This is a genomic window from Streptomyces sp. NPDC034049 (genome assembly GCF_055575575.1).
In genome coordinates this window covers 157354-176376 of record NZ_JBVISJ010000015.1, presented here as the reverse complement: position 1 = coordinate 176376, position 19023 = coordinate 157354, and the positions used below count along the sequence as shown (strand labels likewise).

The window sequence follows — 19023 nt, the reverse complement described above, 5'->3', positions numbered from 1 at the left end:
CGCCACGGAACATCGGGTGGGGCTCGTGCGGTAGAGGGCCCCTCGTCGAAGCCACTGTGTTCTCCCTCGCTATCGCCGTTACCGTTAACGTGACCGTTAACGAGATTCTTGTCCAGGAGGGCGGATCCCGTCAACGCCCCCACCGGACGGCTCACGAAAACGGCCGCGGCGTTCCGGCACCGTCTGCTCCCGCGGCGGTGCCGGGCTGGGGATGGCGTCGTGGGTCGGTGAACCTGATTGACTTGCCCATACGGCGGCACAGGATCAGAAGTGAAGTGAGTGGGCAGAGAGTGGCCGGACAGCCGGAAACGGAAGACCAGCGGGCGCGGCGTGCGCGGACCGGCAAGCGCGTCACGCTCCGCGACGTCGCCCAGGCGGCAGGCGTGTCCCATCAGACCGTCTCCCGGGCCATCAACGGCAAGGGGGAGATCGACCCGGGGACGCAGCAGCGGGTGCTCGAAGTCGCCAGGCAGTTGCGGTACCGGCCCAGCCGGTTCGGCCGAGGGCTCGTCCGCCCGGACGTCGTGTCCGTCGGGCTCATCGTTCCCGACGTGGTCAACCCCTTCTTCCCGGAGTTCGTGGCAGGGGTGATCGCGGCCGCGGACGAACGCGAGTGGCAGGTGCTCGTGGCCAGCGCCGAGAACGACCGGTCCCGGGAACTGGACCTGGTCCGCTCACTCGGCCAACAGGTCGACGCTCTCGTCGGCTACATCAGCCATCCCGACGCGGAGCTGGAGCCGTACGTGGGCAACGTGCCGCTGGTGGTGGTCGATCGGGGGCTGGACTCGTCGCATCACGCGTTGGTCCACGTCGACACCGCTACCGGAGTCCGGGCCGGGATGCAGCACCTCGTCGACCGGGGTCACCGCCGGATCGGTCTGATCGACTGCGAGTGCGCGAGCGCCCCGATGGTCCGGCGCCGCGCCTTCCTCGCACTCGTCGACGAACACGCGCTGCCCGTCGACGAGGACTGGATCGTCATGGGTGAGCAGTCCCCGGCCGGGGGCGCCGCCGCGTTCGAGGCGCTGCACGCCGCGCACCCGGATCTCACCGCCGTGGTCGCCTTCAACGACCTGGTGGCGATCGGCGCGCTCCGGGCCGCCCGCCGGCTCGGCGTCCGAGTGCCGGACGACTGCGCGCTGGTCGGCTACGACGGGCTGAGCGTCGTCGATCTGATCGATCCGCCACTGACCACACTCCACCTCGACAAGCGACGGCTGGGCGCACTGGCCATCCACCAGGTCGACCGACTCCTCGCAGGCGAACTGCCGCCCCCTATCGTCCTGACACCGACCTTGGACGTCCGCGGCACGACGTGACCCCCGGTGGCCTCGATCTGTCGGCGGAGGTGCTGTCAGCGTGCGGCCGTCGGCGTCGGGCCGAAGGCGTCCGCGAGGCTGGTCAGGACGGAGCCGGGCCAATCGCTCTCCCCGAACACGCTGACCGGCAGGGCGAGCACTCCGTACTCGTGCTGGAGTGTCTCCGCCGGTACTTCGGCCGGGAAGAAGTAGTTGCCGGGGCAGGTTCGGCTCGCTGTGGGAATCGCCTTGAGCACTTCGTCCGGCAACTGCGCGAACAAGCGTTCAGCCCGTACGGCCAGTTCGTCGACGACCTGCCGGGGCACGTCACCGTGTTCGGTCAACAGGCTTTCTGCCAGCCGCAGTTGGGGCGGTGTCGGAGGATCCGCACGGAACGCCGCGGCCAGTCCCGCCAGTTCTGCCAGTGCCGCCAGTTCCGTCCGTTCGGCCAGCCCCGTCCGTTCCGTCAGGTCCGTCAGGTCCGTCAGGTCGGCCTGTGCCGGGCCCAGGAGGACCACGCCGAACGTCCGTGGCCACAGCCATCCCTTGGTGACCGAGTGCAGCAGGACCGTACGACCGGTCTCCAGCAGTCGCCGTGTGCCGGCGGCGAACGGGGTGCCCAGGTCGTAGACGCTGTCGATCAGCACGCGGCGGTGTGGTGACGCGCTCAACCACGCGACCACCGCGGCGCACTCGGCGTCGGTCAGGTATCGGCCGAGCGGCTTGCTGGGGTTGGCGAGCAGCAGGTACTCGGGCCGGTGGTCCGCCGGTGACCCGGGCAGCACCGGTGCCGGTAGCGTCGGGTAGGACTCGGGCTCCAGACCAGCGGCGCGGGCCAGCTCGAAGTACACCGGGTACACGTCGCCGGGCAACCACAACCGCGCTTGCACGGTGCGCAGCCAGTCGAACACCGTCCCCAGTCCGTGCCGGACGCCTCGGCAGACCATGGCGCGACCGGACCATTCCTCCGGCAGGTCGAAGCGCCGCAGCCAGGCTCGGGCGAGATCGCATCGGTGCACCGTGCGGATGTCCGTCGGGTGTTCCGGTCGCAGCGCGGCGAGCGCCCGGTACACGTTGGTCTCGGCGGCGTCCAGCAGCGGCGCGGACGCGCTGAGTCGCTGCCGCCGGAATTCCTGGAACTCGTCGAACCTCATGCCGTCGCGCCTTCCGGCACGATCTCGCTGGCCCGGTCCTCCAGGGAGGCGTAGCAGCGTCCGTCGGCCATGACGTTCCAGCTGCGTGCGATCCCGTTGGTGCGTTCCCAGAGCAGGCTGGGCTCGGTGTAGGCGGCGATCCGTATCGGGCGGTCGTCCCAGGTGCCGTGGTAGACCGGCGCGCCCCAGGGCAGGCGGTCCGCGAGGGCGAAGCCGTTCCGTTCGGCGAACGCGGTGACGACGGACAGTGACACCTGGTGCTCCCGGCTCCAGACGTTGGCGGCGCGGTCGAAGTAGAGCGACTCCGTGCTGGTCGAGACGTAGAGCTCCTTGAAGCAGACCTCCTCGACACCGAGAGCCGCGGCCCAGGAGAGGTAGTCGGCGACATCGGCCGCGTCGGCGACGCCCCCGTGCTGGAGCACGCAGATCAGCCGCATCCGCAGCCCCGGCCAGCGGTCACGTTCCGTGCGCCAGGTGTCGATCACGGAGTTCACCGGCGTGCGCAGCATCATGAGCCGCTCGTTGACGTCGTCGTCCTGATGATGACGGGAGACGGCCAGCACGCTCAAACCCGCTGCGCCCAGGGCCGCGAGGCGGTCGGCCCGGTCGGCGTGCGGGCCCTTGGCGAGGGTGTGGGCGTTGGTGATCAGGACGACCTTCGGGAAGGCCGCCGAGCATGCGGACACCAGTCGCAGCTGCTGTTCGAACGGTATGAGCGTGGGCTCCCCGCCACCGGTGATCACCGCACGCTCGGCGCCCGCCGCGCGGGTGCGCTCCAGCCAGTGGGCGACCGCGTCCCACGGGACCCGCGCCGGCGCCTGGTCGCTGGAGATCGAGGCCGAGGAGAAGCAGAACGAACAGCGGGCCTGGCAGGCGGAGGCGACCGGCAGGAGCGAGACCGAGCGCGGTCGTGTGTCGGCGTAGCGACGCAGGTCCGCACCGTGCAGGTGCAGGGAGGCCGCCATCGCGTCCTCGACGGTTGTCGGGCACAGGGTGAACTCGTCGCCTGCTTGGTCGAGTTCGTGGACCGCCGACAAGCGGATGCGTGCCTCGTGCAGTTCCATGCCGAGGCCGGTGGCCGTGTTGGGCACCAGCGTGTCGGGGTCCACCGTGGTTTCCAGCACCAGCAGCCGGTCGCCCGGTATGGCCAGACGCTCCAGCAGGCGTCGCGCCTTGCCGATGCCGATCCCCAGCTCCGCGCGGGTCAGCAGGTGGAACCGGTCGGGATAGGTGCTTTCCGGGATGCCCGCCTTGCCGTAGGCGAACGCGTACTTGTCGAAGCCCTTCGCGAAATTCGACAGCACGATGACGTGGAAGCGCTGGTCACTGTGGTTCATCCCGTCATCATGCAGGAACGGTTCCCGGACGGCAGGGGATAAAGCGCAGGCGAAGCACGGTGCCCCGTGGCGAGCCGCTGTGCGTGGTGGGTTCGGTGCCGGTCAGCTCAGTTGCTCGGCCAGTCCGACGATGATGCCCTCCGGGCCGCGGACGTAGCAGAGCAGATAGCTGTCCTCGAAGCGGGCGATCTCGCCGACGAGTTCGGCGCCGTGGGGGCGCAGGCGGGCCACGGTGTCCTCCAGGTCGTCGACGGCGAACATGACGCGGTGCGTGCCCACGATGTTGTGCGGCCGGTCGTGCGGTCCGGCGCTGATCACCTCGGGGCTGCGGTACTTCGCCAGTTCGAGCCGGCTGTGACCGTCCGGGGTCCGCAGCATCGCGATGTCACAGCGGACGCCGTCGAGTCCGGTGCACCGGTCGGCGAAGGAGCCCTCCACCTGCCCCCTCCCCTCCAGCTCCATACCGAGTTCCGCGAAGAACGCGACAGCGGCGTCCATGTCCTCGACGACGATGCCGACGTTGTCCATCCGCTGAATTGCCATTCCGGTTTCTCCCTCTCCTCGTTCGGCCGCCGACGGCCGCTGAGGTCCATGGAACGCCTTTGCCCACGGCTCGGCACGCGGTTGCTGGAAGGCGAGCGCCGTGGCGTAGGCATGCTGACGTGCGGCGACCCGCACGGCGGTGCCGTGCGGGTCGTCCGTCGATCGAGGGAGTGCGATCAGGTCAGCGGGCTGACCGCCGTGAAGGAACTGTCGGCGCGGAAGGTGGCGCTGTCCTGGTAGGGGTCGACGCGCAGCTCGTAGTTGTAGTGGCGGAGGTAGCGGCCGGGGTAGTTGTACGACTCGAGGCTCACCGAGCCGGACGTCGAACCCGGCCGGGCGCAGTAGGTGGCGTCCTTGTTGAAGAGCGTGGTGCCGTTGCCGGCGTCGAAGCGGATCCGGAAGTCCTTGTGCCGCAGGTAGCGGCCGGAGGAGTCGCGGAAGGAGTAGCAGTTCGCGTCGGCCAGACCCGGGATGACGGTGAAGGTGGCGCTCTGCTTGACCGCCGTGGTGCTGGATGACGTCACCGGGTCGAGGTAGCCGAGGCTGTCGGACCGTACGACGGCGTAGCGGCCGGGGAAGTTGACGGACTGGAGCGAGCGGGTGGTGTTCGTCGGCAGGGAGGTTCCGTTGGTGACCGGCTCGACGCTGCTCAGGGTGGGTACGACCTTCTTGATCAGGCCGCCCGAGTCGAACTCCATCTTGTCGATGGTGGTTTCGCGGTGGGTGCCGTCTCCGCCGGGGATGGCGAAACGGTGGTAGACGATGTACCAGTCGTCGGTGTTCGGCACCTGGATCACGGAGTGGTGGCCGGGGCCCTTGATGCCGAGCGAGAGGTCCTTCTCCAGGATCACACTCCGCTTGGTCCAGGGACCGGTGGGCGAGGAGCCGGTGGCGTAGGCGACGCGGTAGTTCTCGTCACGTGTGTCGTTCTCCGACCACATGAAGTAGTAGGTGCCGTTGCGCTTGACGACGAAGGAACCCTCGCGGAAACCACTGGTGGTGATGTCGGTGGCCTTCGAGGCGTCGAAGGAGATCATGTCGTCGCCCAGCGGGACGACGTACGCCCGGCCGTTGCCCCAGTAGAGGTAGGACTGGCCGTCGTCGTCGGTGAAGACCGCCGGGTCGATCATCTGGCCGGTGAAGGCGCCGCTCGCGATCAGTGGTTTGCCCAGGGGATCCGTGAACGGGCCGGTGGGCGAGTCGGAAACCGCCACCCCGATGTTCGCGTCGGCGGAGTAGTAGAAGTAGTACTTCCCGTTCTTCGCGGTCATCGCCGGCGCCCACGCTCGGCCGTCGGCCCAGCTGACGTCGGGACCGAGGTCCAGGATGACGCCGTGGTCCGTCCAGTGGACCAGGTCCTTGGAGGAGTACGCCTTGAACTTCGTGCCGCTCCAGCCCGCGAAGCCGTCGGTGGTCGGGTAGATGTAGTAGGTGTCGCCGAATCGGACGATGTTCGGGTCGGCGGTGAGCCCCGGAAGGACCGGGCTCCTCATGATCTGCGCCGCGACGGTCCAGGTGCGCTTGGCCCCGTCGGAGCCGGTCACCTCGTACGTCAGGGGCGTGGTGAAGTTGCGCGTGGCGCCGGAGGCAGGGCTGATGGACGCGCCCTGGGCGAGGGTGAACTGCGGGGCGAGCGTGGTGAGGTCCGTGCCCTCCTTCACCGGCAGCGTGATGGTGCTGTTGGCGTCGTCGATGAGGGCGTCGGTCTTCAGCGCGGGGAGGGTGACCTTCGCGATGCCCGTGGTGTTGCCGCTGACTTCGAGTACCTCACCGGGGGCCAGCGCACGGTTGTAGACCCGGAAGTCTCGGATCCTGCCCTTGAAGAGCTTGTCGCTGGAGTAGAGCGACTTGCCGATGTAGTTGGCTGTGGTGGTGCCGGATCCGAGGGAGCCGGGGGTGATGGTGACCGACGTGTTGCGGGCCACCTCCACACCGTCCTGGTAGAGGACGCCCGTCGTGCCGGTCTGGGTGTAGGTGACGTGCTTCCAGACCGAGCGCGGCAGCGCGGCCGAGGTCGAGGTGTTCTGCTCGGTGGAGAAGTTCCCGGAGGCGATGGCGGTCCGCAGCGAGTTGCCGGTGCTGAACAGGTACCCGTTGCCGGCGCCGTTGGTGGAGTTGCCGAAGCCGTAGAGGAAGTACGGGGTGGCCTGGGTCGCGTCGATCCGCACGTCCATCGCGACGGTGATCGAGTTCATGCCGCTCATGATGTTGTCCGGCACCTTGATGTAGGTGTCGGAGCCGTTGAAGGTGAGCCCCTCTCCGGCGCCCGCCCAGCTCGCGGTGCCGTTGACGGTTCCGTCGCGGCCGTTGCCCGAGGCGTCCGCGGCCACGGTGCCCGAGGTGGCGTCGAGTTTGTACCAGAGGGCCAGGCCGTCGGTGATGTCCGCCGCCTGGGCCGGGGACGCCGGGCCGACGACACCCATCAGGAGCGAGGCGGTGGCGGTGGCGGCCAGGGCGCCCAGCCGGAATCTTCGGCGACCGTGAGGTCTCACGCTGTGCATGGGTTCACATCCCGTGAAGAGAACAACTCGTGGACGAAGTCCGAAATGTCGAACACTCAGGAATCCATTCGCGGGTGGGACGCCGGCGCCGCCCCCGGCCGAGGGGCGGTGGCGGGTGGGCGGTCGCCGGCATCCCTGTCGGGTCGCGTCAGCTCGTCAGGCGGAAGGTGGCGTCGCTGCGCCCCGTCGCGGTGGTGATCGGGTCCAGCCTGAGTTGATAGGCGTAGTGGCGGATGTACCGGTCGGGGTAGTTGTAGGACTGGAACGACGACCATGTCGCGTCGGCGAGTCCGGCGACCTGGCGGAAGGTGGCGTCAGCGGCGAACGCGCTGGTGCCGTCGTTGTAGGCCAGCTGGAAATCGAATCCGGAATGCCGCAGGAAGTAGCCGGGGAAGTTCACCGACTCGAAGGAGACGGTGCCGGTGCCCGCCAGTCCGGTGCGCATCCGGAACCGGGAGTCGTCGACGGGGCTGACGTTCGGGTCGATGCGCACGTCGAAGTTGGTGTGACGCACGTACCGGTCCTGGAAGTTGTACGACTGGAGCCGGTTGACAGCGGTGTTGGGCCAGCGGGCGAGGACGCGGCTCTCCTCGGCGGCCGTCAGGTTCAGGATCCAGCCGTGGCGCTTCTTCGTGCCGCCCATGTTGTAGCTGCTCGATGTCTGCTTCTGGTAGGCGGCGGGGTTGGACGGGTCGGTCGTCAGGACCGGCATGTAGCCGCCGCCGGACGCGTACTGGTCGAGGTAGAGGGCCCACTTGTTGGTGCCGTTGAACTTCATCCACATCGGGCCCTCGACCATGGATCCGGTCAGGCCGATGCCGGAGAGGTTGCCGAGATTGGTCCACGTACCCAGGATCGAGTTGCTGCCTTCGAGGGTGATCTGGCCGTCACCGGAGGCCCGGACATAGCGGTAGTTGCCGACACCGGAGGGCACCTCGATGATCTGGGTGTCGATGATCTCCTGGGAGCCGGGACGCTCGATGTAGGTCTGCGGAGTGGTGATCGTACGGAAGTCCGTGGTGCGGGCGTAGAAGATGCGGTGCTTCGTCGCGCCGTTGAGGGGCACGTTCGTCGCCCAGTACAGGACGTAGTCGTTGGTGTCGGGGTTCCAGATCGCCTCCGGCGCCCATGCGTTGCGGCCGTCGGGGATCGCTCCGGCGACGTTGAGCAGCCATGGCTGCGACCAGGTGGTCAGGTCGGTCGACTCCCACACCACGAGGTTGCGGCTGCCGTCGTTGATGGACTGGCTCCACGTCTGCCCGCAGTCGATGCACAGGTCGGTCGCGATGATCCAGTACTTGCTCCCGTCAGGGGATCTCACCAGGGCGGGGTCGCGCACCCCCTTTGTGCCGACCGGGGAGCGCAGGACCATGCCGCCGCCGTTGAGGTCGTTCCAGTGCACGCCGTCGGTGCTGTGCGAGAGGTACATCTGCTGGTTGGTCGACCCCTCCCCCGTGAAGTGCACCATCAGGTAGCCGGGGTCGGCGGCGGCGGCCCGCTCGGGTGTGGTCAAGGCTTGGGACGTGAAGAGTAGGCAGGCGGCGATCACTATCGCCGCGAGCCGGCCGATGAGCCTGGCCATGTGCGTCTCCTGTCGTGCTACGGGTGCCCTGATCGATTGGCCATACGTTCGAAATTTCGATCACTGTGCGTAACTTCGACAGAAGATAAGTTTCGGCCAAGAGCACGTCAATGGGACTGGCGTATTTACGCGCGAAATCTTCCGTGCGTGAACGGGCCCCTCCGCGCGACTGAATCGTTCTACGGGCGTCAGCTGGGTCTGAGGATGACCGCCTGACCTCCCGCGCTGGTCATCGCCATGCTGAGGATCGTCGAGGAGGTCACGCTCCTCGTGCTGACCACCGTGGGCGTGGCGCGCGGGACCGTTCCCGCGGTTCCGTCGGCGTATACGGTGGCGGTGTAGGTGACGCCGCTGTCGAGGAAGTCCAGCGGGACCGACAGGGTGCGGGCGGTCTCGTTGGTCATCGCGCCGAGGAACCAGGTGGCGCCGCTGCGGCGGGCGACCGCGATGTACTCGCCGATCGCACCGGTGAGGGTGGTGCTCTCGTCCCAGGTGGCGGGGACGGCGTCGAACCACGGCAGTCCGGGCCAGTTGGCGGTGGTGGCGTACGACGACGGGGTGGAGTACCAGTAGAGGAAGTTGAGCGGCTGGTAGTACACCGCCGCCATCGCCATCTGGTGGTTGTTGGTCGTCAGGTTGCGGGACTGCCCGTAGCAGATGGTGTAGTCCATCGGTCCGCCCACGTTGCGGGCGAAGGGCAGGGTCACGTTGTGCGTGGCCGTGGGGAACTGCTCGTTGCCCCGGACACCTTCCAGGCTGATCCAGTTGGGGTAGGTGCGCTCGTAGCCGAACGGCCGCACGTCGTCGTGCATGTCGATGAGCAGGTTGTACTTGGCGGCGATCTTGGCCCAGGTGATGATCTGGTTGGTCATGGCCTGGGTGCCGTCGTTGATGAAGCCGAGCTTGATGCCGGCGACGCCCCAGCTCTTGTAGAGGGCGAACAAAGTGTCGGGGTTGGTCAGGGCCAGACGGTTGACGTAGAGGAAGACGCCGACGCCGTTCGTCGTGGCGTGGTCGATCACCATGGGCAGGTCGATGTCCGCGATCGCCGTGGTCGCGTCGGTGGTGGTGAACTCCGGCCCGTACCATCCCGCGTCGTACTCGATGTAGTCCAGGTTGCGGGCGACGGCGAAGTCCACGCCGGCGATGCCGGCGGCGGTGGTGAGGTTGCAGCGGAACACCTTGCCGGGCCTGATCCACGACGTGTCGGCCAGGGCGCCCGCCGGGGCCAGGTTGAGCACCAGTTCGGCGTTGTCGACCAGGTCGGCGTCGGAGGATCCGAGGACGAGCACCCGCCACGGCGTGGCGAACGGGGTGGTGACGGTCGTGGTGGTCTGTACGGTGCCGCTGCCCCGGGCGGTCTTCTTCATCAGGTACGTCTTGAGGGTGTTGCTCTGCCCGGAGACCGAAGTGAGCATCCCTCGGGGGTAGTTCACCCGGGAGGACTCACAGACGCAGGCGCGCAGCCCACCGGGCAGGGTGACCAGCAGCGGCATGTCGGTCAGCGGGCCGACGTCCGTGCCGGACGTGCCGGTGGAGGGGATCGCGTCCGGTGCGACGGCGCTGTACGCGTTCTCGTCCCGGGCGCTGTACACCAGGGTGCCGGCGGGGAACACGAAGCTGGTCAGCTCGTCGGAGATGGTGGCCTTGCCCGTGCCGAGCAGCGTGTGGCGCAGCGCGACCCCGGTGTCGTAGGCGCGTATCTGGATGCCGAAGGCGATGCCGCTGCCGCTGTCCTGTAGGTTCCAGCGCATTTCCTGGTAGTGGTCGCGGATCGTCGCGTTGCGTCCGTACACCGGGGTCCAGGTGCTGTCCTTGGTCCAGTGCTGGTAGTTGGTCATCACGGTGTTCGCGGTGCCCAGCGTGGTGCCGTCGCTCATCGCGAGTCCGAGCACCGAGGTGTCGACGACCGTCGTGCCGGCGCGCTTGACCGACCAGGTGAGCGCTCCGCCGACCAGCGACACCGTGATCTTGTTGCTGCCGTCCGGTGAGGTGGCGGTCATGGTGGCGTCGGCCGCGTGGGCCTGCCCGGTGGCGACGAGGCCCAGCGAGGCGGCCCCCGCGGTGACCGCCGCTCCCTTGAGGATTCCGCGCCGGGACAGCGTCCCCGGGCGGGCGGTTCCGTGCGGGTGGGGCTGTTCCTGACGTGGTGACATTTCCATGATCGGTACATCTCTCCCTGGGTGAGTCGCGTGCGAGGACCGGGGTGGGGAATCAGGCGGAGAGCGTGGGCCTCCCGCACGGAGGGGGTCCGTGATCGGCGGGTACGCCCACGCTCACCGGTTGCCGTGGCCGGTGTCACCGGCCGCCGGGGTGGTCGATCACTGTTCGGTCAGGGTGACCTCGTCGCAGTAGCCGTCGCCGGTTCCGGAGACGAGGTGGCAGTAGACGCGGGCGGTGGTCACGCCTGCCCCTGTCGTGAAGGTCGTCGACTGCTTCGAGTAGGTGCTGGACGTGGTCGAGGCACTCGTGACGGCGGTGCCGTTGTAGAGCTTGGCCTCCAGTGCCGTCGTGGTGCCGGCGGTCTGACTCGCGATCGCGCCGCTCAGCCGGTAGGTGGTGTTCGGCTTGAGGGTGTAGATCAGTTGCCACAGGGTGCCGCCGCTCAGGGACGCGTTCGTCAGTCCGGCGGCGTTGCCGTTGGACGACGTGCCCGAGAGCGAGAAGTCACCGTTGCGCCAGGGCACGGTGTGACCGGACTCGAAGTTGCCGTTGATCACGTGGTTCTTGACGGGGGTGACGGCGAGATCGTCGCAGTAACCGTTCCCGCTGCCGGAGCTCTTGTAGCAGTACAGGCGCACGGTACCGTTCGCCGCCCCGGTGGTGAAGTCGGCGGAGACGAAGGTCCACCCGGTGCCGCTGGCGCTCGCCACGGTTTCGAGGCCGCCGGTGTTCTTGACGCCGACGTTCATGACCTCACCGGCGACGGCGGACTTCACCCAGCCCGAGACGCGGTACGTCGTGCGGGGCGCGACGGGGACGTACTGCTCGACGGAGGCCGGCGAGGGCCCGACCCGGGCCGCGTAGGTTCCGCTGTGGGCGCCCGAGTTCACCACCGAGGCGGAGTTCCACGCGCTCCACGCCGTGAGCGAGCCCTTCTCGAAGCCGAGGTTCTCGTTCGCGAGGCAGGTCGTGTCGGACGGCGTGCTGAACTGGTCGGCACCGATGTCGGGGGCGCAGACCGCGGGAACGGTCGATCCCCAGTAGTCCTTGCCGCCGTTGTCGGGGATGACGACTCCCGCGCCGATGGCCGGGGACGAGGCGGTGAGCTGGTACCCCGCGACGCTGCCGATGCCCGTGCCGCCGCTGCCGGGCGAGACCAGCTGGGGGTCGGCGGTGATGTTGCCGTTGCCGGTCGGCTCACCGGCCGGGTGGTTGCCGTAGAAGAGGTTGTTCCGCCAGGAGAAGTTCGAGGCCGGCTGGTCGCTGGTGTAGACGTAGCCGCCGCTGCCCAGGTTGTAGATGAGGTTGTTGGCGAGCGTGAGGTCGTTCCAGGCGCCGGAGACCTCGAAGATGTTCGCGGTGGATCCGGAGGGCACGTAGATGGTGTTGTTGTAGAACATCGAGTCCTGGGACCCGAGCATGTTGACGACGCGGAGCCGGTCGTCCTCGCTGACGTTGTAGCGGACCGCCGCGTTGCTGCTGAGACGTGACCCGCCGCCGCAGCCACAGAAGAGGATGAACCCTCCCTCGTTGTCGTGGCTGTAGTTGTACTGGACGATCGTGCCGTCCTGCCCGTAGTCGACGTCGAAGCCCTGGCCGTCGGGGTTCCCGGTGAGCTTCTTGGTCCCGTACGCCTCGTTGTACTGGATCACGGTCCCGTCGGAGTCCCAGGCCCAGATGCCGGCGTTCGCCGCGTTGGGGGCCTTCGCCGCGTTGTAGACGACGTTGTGCTCGATGAGGGCGTCCTTCGACATCTGCACCACGATGCCGTCGCCGTCGGTGTCATGAACGGTGTTGTTCCGGACGACGACGCCGGTCCATGGGGTCCAGGCGGGGTTGTTGCAGCCGATGGACGGCCGGCACAGCCAGGTGCTGGACATGTTGATGCCGCTGCGGGCGATGTTGGCGACCGTGTTGCCGTCGATGACGACATCGTTGAAGGCGCTGGCTGTCGTGGTCCCGAGAACGGCGAAGAGGATGCCGGCGCTGCCGTCGACCTCCTTCGAGTTGTTGCCGTTCACGTCGTGGATGTCGAGGTTGCTGACCTTGTAGTGGTTGCCGGTGCCGTAGTTCTCGAGCACCACGTAGACACCGCGCCGCGCGTTCGCGCCCTTCACCGCGCCGGTGTTGGTCACCTCCAGGTTGGAGATCTCCCAGTACTCCTGGTTGTGCAGGTAGATCGCGTCCGTGCCGCCGCCTCCTGCGAGGATCGGCAGGGCGCCCGTGCCGTAGGCGTCGATGGAGATCGACCCGCCTGCCGCGCTGCCCGAACCCAGCGGGTGCAGGGTTCCGTTGCAGGTCGTTCCTCTCTTCAGCAGCAGTTGGTCCCCCGGCGCGAAGGTCTTGGCGTTGGGGCCGGCCAGCGAGTTCCACGGTGAGCCGGACGTGCCGGTCCCGTTCGCCGCTGCCGAGCAGTCCACGTAGTAGGAGGTGCCCGCGGCCTGCGCCTGCACGGCCGGCGTGAGCACGACCGCGGCGCAGGCGAGCAGCATGGTGACGACCAGGCCTGCGATGAACCGTCTTATGTCGGTGACATGTCTCATGGTGCTTCTCCCCGCACAACTTTGTCGGGATGGGTGGTGGGGCTCGCCGTGCTCGTGCGGAGCGCGGCGACGATCGCCTGCGTCGGAGCGGGCTGGTTCGCCCAATCGGCGGCCACGTGTCCGTCGGCGCCGATCAGGAGTGTGTGGAGCTGTCCGTCCTTGGACAGCCGGGTGCCGGCCGAGGCCGAGTCCGCGGCGACGACGAGTCCGGGCGGGATGGCCCAGTTCGCCGCGAAGTTCTTGAGTGCGCCGTCGGTCGTGTGACCGTCGGAGTCGGAGATGAGAACCCGGACGCCGGGGTACTGCAGCGCCACGCTCTTGAGCGACGGGATCTGGCTCCGTGCGTGCGCGGCGACGACGTCTCCCCGGTCGTCGACGGGGAGGGCGGCCACGAGGGTCGGGCCGGAGACGTCGATCCGGTTGCCGTCGAGCAGGGTCACCCCGGAGCCGGCCGGTCGTTCGTCCGCCTGGCATGCGGTGACGAGCAGCAGCACGGGGGCGAGCAGGAGCGCGGCGAGGAACCGGATCACCGATGTGCGGCGGGCTCCGTTCGCCGCTTGTCGGATGCCGGTCACCGGACCGGTCCTTCGAGCGGGAGGACGGGGGCTTCGAGGACTTCGTCGCGGTCGCACACGAGCGTGTCTCCGCTCACCCTCAGGCGGGCCACCTGGATCGAACTGCGGCGGTCGTTGTCGTCGCCGTGGCGTGCGGCGCCGTCGTCGGAGCGCCCCGGGTGCGTGAAGTAGAAGACGTAGGCGCCGAGTTCACTGGTGACGACGTCGGCGTGGTAGCCGTATCCCCCGTCGTCCGGGCCCTGTCCGGGACGGTCGAGAATGAGTCCTCGTGGCTCCCACGTCTCCAGGTCCCGTGAGTGGAGGACCCGCAGTCCCCGCCACTCGTCGACGAGCATCCAGTGACTGCCGCCGAGTTCGAAGACGTTCGGGCCTTCGTGCTCGGAGCACTCGACGGCGGGCCCCCGGACGGTCCACCGTGCGAGGTCGTCGCTGTCCGCCGCGTAGGTGTGCGCGTGATCGGCCTCGTCCTTGTACCACAGGCGGTAGCCGCCGGTGGGGAGCCGCAGGACGCAGGCGTCGATCACCCTCTCGGAGGAGAGCGGCAGGGTGGAGCGGTAGGTCCACGTGAAGAGGTCGTGGCTCGTGTAGTGACGGATGACGCGCGCGTGGCCCGCCCACCGGGTCGGCACACCGCGGATCACGCTGACGAACATGTGGTACTCGGTGCCGTCGTCGACGATCTCCGGCGCCCAGTACGTGTGGCGTCCGGGCTCGATGTCGAGCCCCTCGGCGACGCCCCGGTACAGCCAGGTGGCTCCGCCGTCCGCCGAGGACGCTATCCCGATGTCGCTCCCGTGCACCCAGCTCACGTCGTTCATCGGCGGCGCGTCGGCGCGTCGGCTCGTGTAGAACATCCACCACTCGCCGGCGTGCCGGTTGAAGATGAGGGTGGGGTCGCTCGCGCCGTCGTGAACGGGGTCGCGGAACAGGGGGCGGGCCATGGCTGTCATCGGTTCTCCCCTCAGTCCTGACGGGGTGTCAGGCGGATCATGTTCCAGGACAGTGGTTCGAGTTCGGCGCGCAGGACGCCGTCGGTGACGGTGGTGCCGGTGGCGGTGTGCGGGGTGACGCGGTCGGGCCGGTCCGCGGTGTTGGTGGCCTCCGGGTCGCTGTCCGCCAGGACCAGGTGCTCCACGAGGGTGTGGGCGTCGACGCCGCGCAGGTCGATCGCGAGCGGCAGGGCCTCCGTCTGGCCGCGGTTGACCGCGAAGACGGTGACGGCGCCCGTCTCGTCGTCGATCACCGCGGTGGCGTGCAGCAGCGGTACGTCGCCGAAGCGGGCCGTCGGGTACGTCGGGCTGTCCACCTCGACGCGCAGCACCCGTCCGCGTCCGTACGCCGAGGCCTGGGCGAAGGGGTAGAACGTGGTCTGCCGCCACGCCGGGCCGCCGGGCTCGGTCATGATCGGCGCGATGACGTTGACGAGCTGCGCGAGGGAGGCCGCGGTGACCCGGTCGGCGTGTCGCAGCAGTGCGATGACCAGCGAGCCGAAGACCACGGCGTCGGTGACGGTGTAGACGTCCTCCAGCAGTCGCGGCGCCTGCTGCCACTCCTCGACGTGGTGCGGGTTGGGCCGCTTCTGGTACCAGACGTTCCACTCGTCGAAGGAGAGGTTGATGCGCTTGTCCGCCTTGAGGCGGGCGCGGACGTGGTCGCAGGTGGCGACGACCGACTCGATGAAGTGCTCCATGTCCACGGCGGACGCCAGGAAGGAGTCGCGGTCGCCGTCGATCTCCTCGTAGTAGGCGTGCAGGGAGACGTAGTCCACGAGGTCGTACGCGGCCTGGAGGACGGTCGCCTCCCAGGAGGCGAAGGTCGGCATGGCGGAGCTGGAGCTGCCGCAGGCGACCAGTTCCAGACCGGGGTCGACCTGCCGCATGGCGCGGGCGGTCTCGGCGGCGAGGCGGCCGTACTCCTCGGGGGTCTTGTGCCCGGTCTGCCAGGGGCCGTCCATCTCGTTGCCCAGGCACCACATCCGGATGCCGTACGGCTCCTTGTCACCGTGGGCGGCGCGGCGGTCGGACAGCTCGGTGCCGCCGGGGTGATTGGCGTACTCCAGCAGCCGTACCGCGTCCTCGACGCCCCGCGTGCCGAGGTTGACGGCCATCATGGGCTCCATGCCGGTCCTGCCGCAGAAGTCCATGAACTCGCCGAGGCCGAACTCGTTGGTCTCGGTGGACTTCCACGCCAGGTCCAGCCGGGCCGGGCGCTCCTCGCGCGGGCCCACGCTGTCCTCCCAGCGGTAGCCCGAGACGAAGTTGCCGCCGGGGTAGCGGACGGTGGTGACGCCGAGCTCCCGGACCAGTTCCAGGACGTCCTGGCGCAGGCCGTCGGCGTCGGCGGCGGGGTGGCCGGGCTCGTAGATGCCGGTGTAGACGCAGCGGCCCATGTGCTCGACGAAGGATCCGTACAGACGTGGGTTGACGCTGCCGACCGCGAAGGCCTGGTCGAGGGTGAAGCGGGCGGCGGGCGTGGTGCCGGGCTCGGACATGACTGCCTTTCGGATGTGACGAGGTGGAGGGCAGGAGGGGGAGGGACTGGGAGGTCAGAGCGCCAGTGCGCAGACCACCGAGGGGGCGGAGAGCGGCGGGTGGGGCTGGGTGAGGGTGCCGTCGTCCTGGATCCGCAGGGCGGCGAGCGTGCCGCTGTGCTGGTTGGCGACGAGCAGATGACCAGCCGCCAGGGTCAGGCCGCGGGGCCATGTGCCGCCGGCGGGGACCTCGCCGAGCGGTTCCAGGGTGGTGCCGGTGACGCGGAAGGCGGCGACCGTGTCCGCGCCCCGGTTGGTCACCCACACGAAGCGTCCGCAGGGGGAGGCGACGATGCCGGCGGGCTGGTTGACGACGTCGTGGGCTGTGGCGGGAGTGGCGGAGAGGGCCGTCAGGGTGCCGTCGGTGGCGTCGTAGCGGTGGCGGGTGACGGTGGAGGACAGCTCGTCGGCGCTGAACACGAGGTCGCCGCCGGGGGCGAAGGCGAGGTGGCGGGGGCCGGATCCCGCGCCCATCGGATTCACCGCGACCCGCTCCAGGGTGCCGGCGCGAGTGTCGAGCCGGTAGGTGAACACCGCGTCGGCCCCCAGGTCGGTGGCGAGCAGGAAACGGCCCGCCGGGTCGACGAGTACCTGGTGGGCGTGGCTGCCCTCCTGGCGTCCCGTGACGGGGCCCGAGCCCCGGTGGACGACGAGGTCGGTCGGCTCCAGCAGGCGTCCGTCCGCTCCCAGTCGGTGCACCGCGACGGTGCCCGGCGCGGTGTCGCTGCCGTAGTTCGCGGTCAGCAACCACTCGCCGTCCGGGTGGACGGTGAGGTGGCAGGGGTTCGTCCCGCCGCTGCTCATCGGGTCTCCCAGCGGGGAGAGGGTGCCGTCGCCGTCGCGGGCGACGGCGCTGACGGTGCCCGCCTCGGTCTCGTTGGTGCTGTAGACGACGTCGAGCGAGGGGTGCGCCGCCAGGAAGGAGGCCCCGCTGACGGGCAGCGGCTTCACCAGGTCGTCGTACACGGCGCGGCCGGTGGCGGGATCGAGGAGCAGCGCGGCGAGGCCGGGGCCGTCGCCGCCGGAGTCCGCTGTGTAGGAGCCGGTGAGGAGGGCGATCGCGCCGGTGGAGGGGCTGGTCGTGGGCATGGGTGGTCCTGGAAGTCGCTGTGCCGGGGCGGATGGAGGGGGGCGGATGGAGGTGTCGGCGGACGAAGGCGTCAGCGGACGATGTCGTCGTGGTGGTCGAGCAGTCCCAGTTCGGAGCGCCGGGGCAGGCCCTCCCAGTCGCCGGCGGTGCTCACCGCGAAGGCGCCGAGCAGGGCGGCCGTCCGCAGCCGCCGCTCCGGGGGCTCTCCCGCGAGCAGTTCGGCGAGGTACCCGGCGGCGAACGCGTCTCCCGCGCCCACCGAGTCGTGGACCTGGACCGCTACGGCGGGCTGCCGGTGGGGTTTTCCGTCGATGAGGGCGTACGCCCCGTCGGCACCGACCTTGATCACGGCCGCGCCGGGTCCGAGGTCGCAGATGCCCTGGGCGAGTTCCTCCGGTCCGTCCGCACCGGGCACCACGAGAGCGGCCTCGTGCGGTCCGGCGAAGACCAGGTCGCTCCTGCGCAGCAGGGGCAGCAGGGCATGCCGGGCCTCGGCCTCGTTCCACAGCAGCGAGCGGAAGTTGACGTCCAGGGAGATGGTCACGCCGGCGTCGGCGGCGATGTCCACGGCCCGGTGCACGGCTTGGGCGGGGCCCTCCCCGAGTGCCGGGGTGATGCCGGTGATGTGGAGGACCGCCGCCCCCGCGACGACGCGCTCGGGGACGTCGTCGGCGGTGAGCCGGGCGCCGGCCGTGTGGGTGCGGTAGTAGCGCGTGCGGCTGTGGGTGGAGGTACGGCGTTCCTTCAGCAGCAGGGCGGTGGGGGCCGCGTCGCGCGCGGCGACGGTGGTGACCCCTTCGGCCCGTAGTTCCCGCAGGACGAGGTCGCCCAGTCCGTCGTCGCCCACCCGGCCGATCCAGGTCGCGGATCCGCCGAGGCGGCTGACGCCGACGGCGACGTTGGACTCCGCGCCGGCGATTCCCAGGCGCAGTGCCGTGCCGAGCGCGAACGGGCCGGGGCTCCCGGCCGCCATGACGGCGAGCACGTCGCCGAGGGTGACGAGGTAGGGCTCGCCGGGCGGGGGTGAGGAGGTGTTCACGTTCTTGCCTCCTCGGCCCGTACCGCCTCCAGCAGGGTGGCCGCCCTCGCGGTGAGGCCGTTCAGTGCCTGCGGAGTCGGGTCCCGGTCCGCGCCGCGCAGCAGCGGGGAGCCGATGCCGACCGCGCAGGCGCCCGCGTCCAGGTAGTCCCGCGCCTGGTCGATGCCGACGCCGCCGACGGCGACCAGGGGGATGCCGGTCAGGGGGGCCCGCAGCTGGCGAAGATGCGCGGGGCCGCCCGTGGCGGCGGGGAACAGCTTGACGGCGGCGGCGCCGGCCCGCCACGCCTGTGACACCTCGGTCGGTGTCCAGGCCCCCGGGTAGCAGGCGACACCCCGGTCGGCCGCGTTGCGGACGACTTCGGTGTCGACGACCGGGGCGACCAGGAACTCCGCTCCCGCCGCCAGGGCGTCCCTGGCCTGGTCGCCGGTGATCACGGTGCCCGCGCCGACCGCGACGTCGGGGCCGAGTTCCGCCCGGATACGGGCCAGCGCGTCGAGCGCTCCGGCGGTGGTGAGGGTGACCTCCAGGCAGGTGACGCCACCGGCGGCGAGGGCCCGGGCCACGGCGGGCAGTCCAGAGGCGTCGGCCGACCTGAGGATGGCCATGACCCGTGTCCGGCCGAGCTGCGGGGTGAGTGCGGGGCGCTCCGTCATGACCCCACCGCC

At 69.5% G+C, this 19023-nt stretch carries 13 protein-coding genes and 1 pseudogene; 1 reads left to right on the top strand and 13 read right to left on the bottom strand.

The window, feature by feature from the left end; genetic code table 11:
• The first annotated feature begins 290 nt into the window (after positions 1 to 290).
• The gene (locus ACZ52C_RS33910) at positions 291 to 1319 is read left to right on the top strand and encodes a LacI family DNA-binding transcriptional regulator (RefSeq protein WP_469078427.1); all 1029 of its coding nucleotides are present in this window, start codon (positions 291 to 293) and stop codon (positions 1317 to 1319) included.
• A 35-nt stretch (positions 1320 to 1354) separates the two neighbouring features.
• Here the strand turns inward: ACZ52C_RS33910 and ACZ52C_RS33905 are convergent, their stop codons facing one another.
• The 13 genes and pseudogenes from ACZ52C_RS33905 to ACZ52C_RS33845 all read right to left on the bottom strand — a co-directional run bounded on the left by ACZ52C_RS33905 (position 1355) and on the right by ACZ52C_RS33845 (position 19011).
• A complete protein-coding gene (locus ACZ52C_RS33905) occupies positions 1355 to 2452 on the bottom strand; it encodes an aminotransferase class I/II-fold pyridoxal phosphate-dependent enzyme (RefSeq protein ID WP_469078369.1) in 1098 nt (365 codons plus the stop codon).
• Positions 2449 to 3789, bottom strand: a complete 1341-nt coding sequence (locus ACZ52C_RS33900; RefSeq protein WP_469078368.1) for a radical SAM protein — start codon at positions 3787 to 3789, stop codon at positions 2449 to 2451. Before ACZ52C_RS33900 ends, ACZ52C_RS33905 begins: the two co-directional genes overlap by 4 nt.
• Before the next feature lie 102 nt (positions 3790 to 3891).
• On the bottom strand, positions 3892 to 4332 hold the full coding sequence (locus ACZ52C_RS33895) for a VOC family protein (RefSeq protein WP_469078367.1): 441 nt from the start codon (positions 4330 to 4332) through the stop codon (positions 3892 to 3894).
• A gap of 176 nt (positions 4333 to 4508) precedes the next feature.
• Positions 4509 to 6791 (bottom strand): annotated as a pseudogene (locus ACZ52C_RS33890) (family 43 glycosylhydrolase); the annotation flags it as partial.
• Positions 6792 to 6981: 190 nt separating this feature from the next.
• Entirely contained in the window at positions 6982 to 8415 is a 1434-nt protein-coding gene (locus ACZ52C_RS33885; RefSeq protein WP_469078366.1) for a glycoside hydrolase family 43 protein, read from the bottom strand.
• A 188-nt stretch (positions 8416 to 8603) separates the two neighbouring features.
• Positions 8604 to 10577 (bottom strand): glycoside hydrolase family 97 N-terminal domain-containing protein, encoded by a 1974-nt coding sequence (locus ACZ52C_RS33880; RefSeq protein ID WP_469078365.1) that lies wholly within the window; start codon positions 10575 to 10577, stop codon positions 8604 to 8606.
• Between the two features lie 159 nt (positions 10578 to 10736).
• On the bottom strand, positions 10737 to 13121 hold the full coding sequence (locus ACZ52C_RS33875; protein ID WP_469078364.1) for a carbohydrate binding domain-containing protein: 2385 nt from the start codon (positions 13119 to 13121) through the stop codon (positions 10737 to 10739).
• On the bottom strand, positions 13118 to 13696 hold the full coding sequence (locus ACZ52C_RS33870) for a hypothetical protein (RefSeq protein ID WP_469078363.1): 579 nt from the start codon (positions 13694 to 13696) through the stop codon (positions 13118 to 13120). Before ACZ52C_RS33870 ends, ACZ52C_RS33875 begins: the two co-directional genes overlap by 4 nt.
• Positions 13693 to 14646, bottom strand: coding sequence for a glycosyl hydrolase (locus ACZ52C_RS33865; RefSeq protein ID WP_469078362.1), 954 nt, complete (start codon positions 14644 to 14646; stop codon positions 13693 to 13695). The genes ACZ52C_RS33870 and ACZ52C_RS33865 overlap by 4 nt, the downstream gene beginning before the upstream one ends.
• 11 nt (positions 14647 to 14657) lie before the next feature.
• Positions 14658 to 16187, bottom strand: a complete 1530-nt coding sequence (gene arfA, locus ACZ52C_RS33860) for an arabinosylfuranosidase ArfA (RefSeq protein WP_469078361.1) — start codon at positions 16185 to 16187, stop codon at positions 14658 to 14660.
• A gap of 54 nt (positions 16188 to 16241) precedes the next feature.
• Entirely contained in the window at positions 16242 to 17315 is a 1074-nt protein-coding gene (locus ACZ52C_RS33855) for a lactonase family protein (RefSeq protein WP_469078360.1), read from the bottom strand.
• 71 nt (positions 17316 to 17386) lie between these two features.
• The gene (locus tag ACZ52C_RS33850) at positions 17387 to 18355 is read right to left on the bottom strand and encodes a sugar kinase (RefSeq protein ID WP_469078359.1); all 969 of its coding nucleotides are present in this window, start codon (positions 18353 to 18355) and stop codon (positions 17387 to 17389) included.
• Positions 18352 to 19011: a bifunctional 4-hydroxy-2-oxoglutarate aldolase/2-dehydro-3-deoxy-phosphogluconate aldolase gene (locus ACZ52C_RS33845; protein ID WP_469078358.1), complete on the bottom strand. Its 660-nt coding sequence runs from the start codon at positions 19009 to 19011 to the stop codon at positions 18352 to 18354. The genes ACZ52C_RS33850 and ACZ52C_RS33845 overlap by 4 nt, the downstream gene beginning before the upstream one ends.
• Positions 19012 to 19023 lie beyond the last annotated feature (12 nt).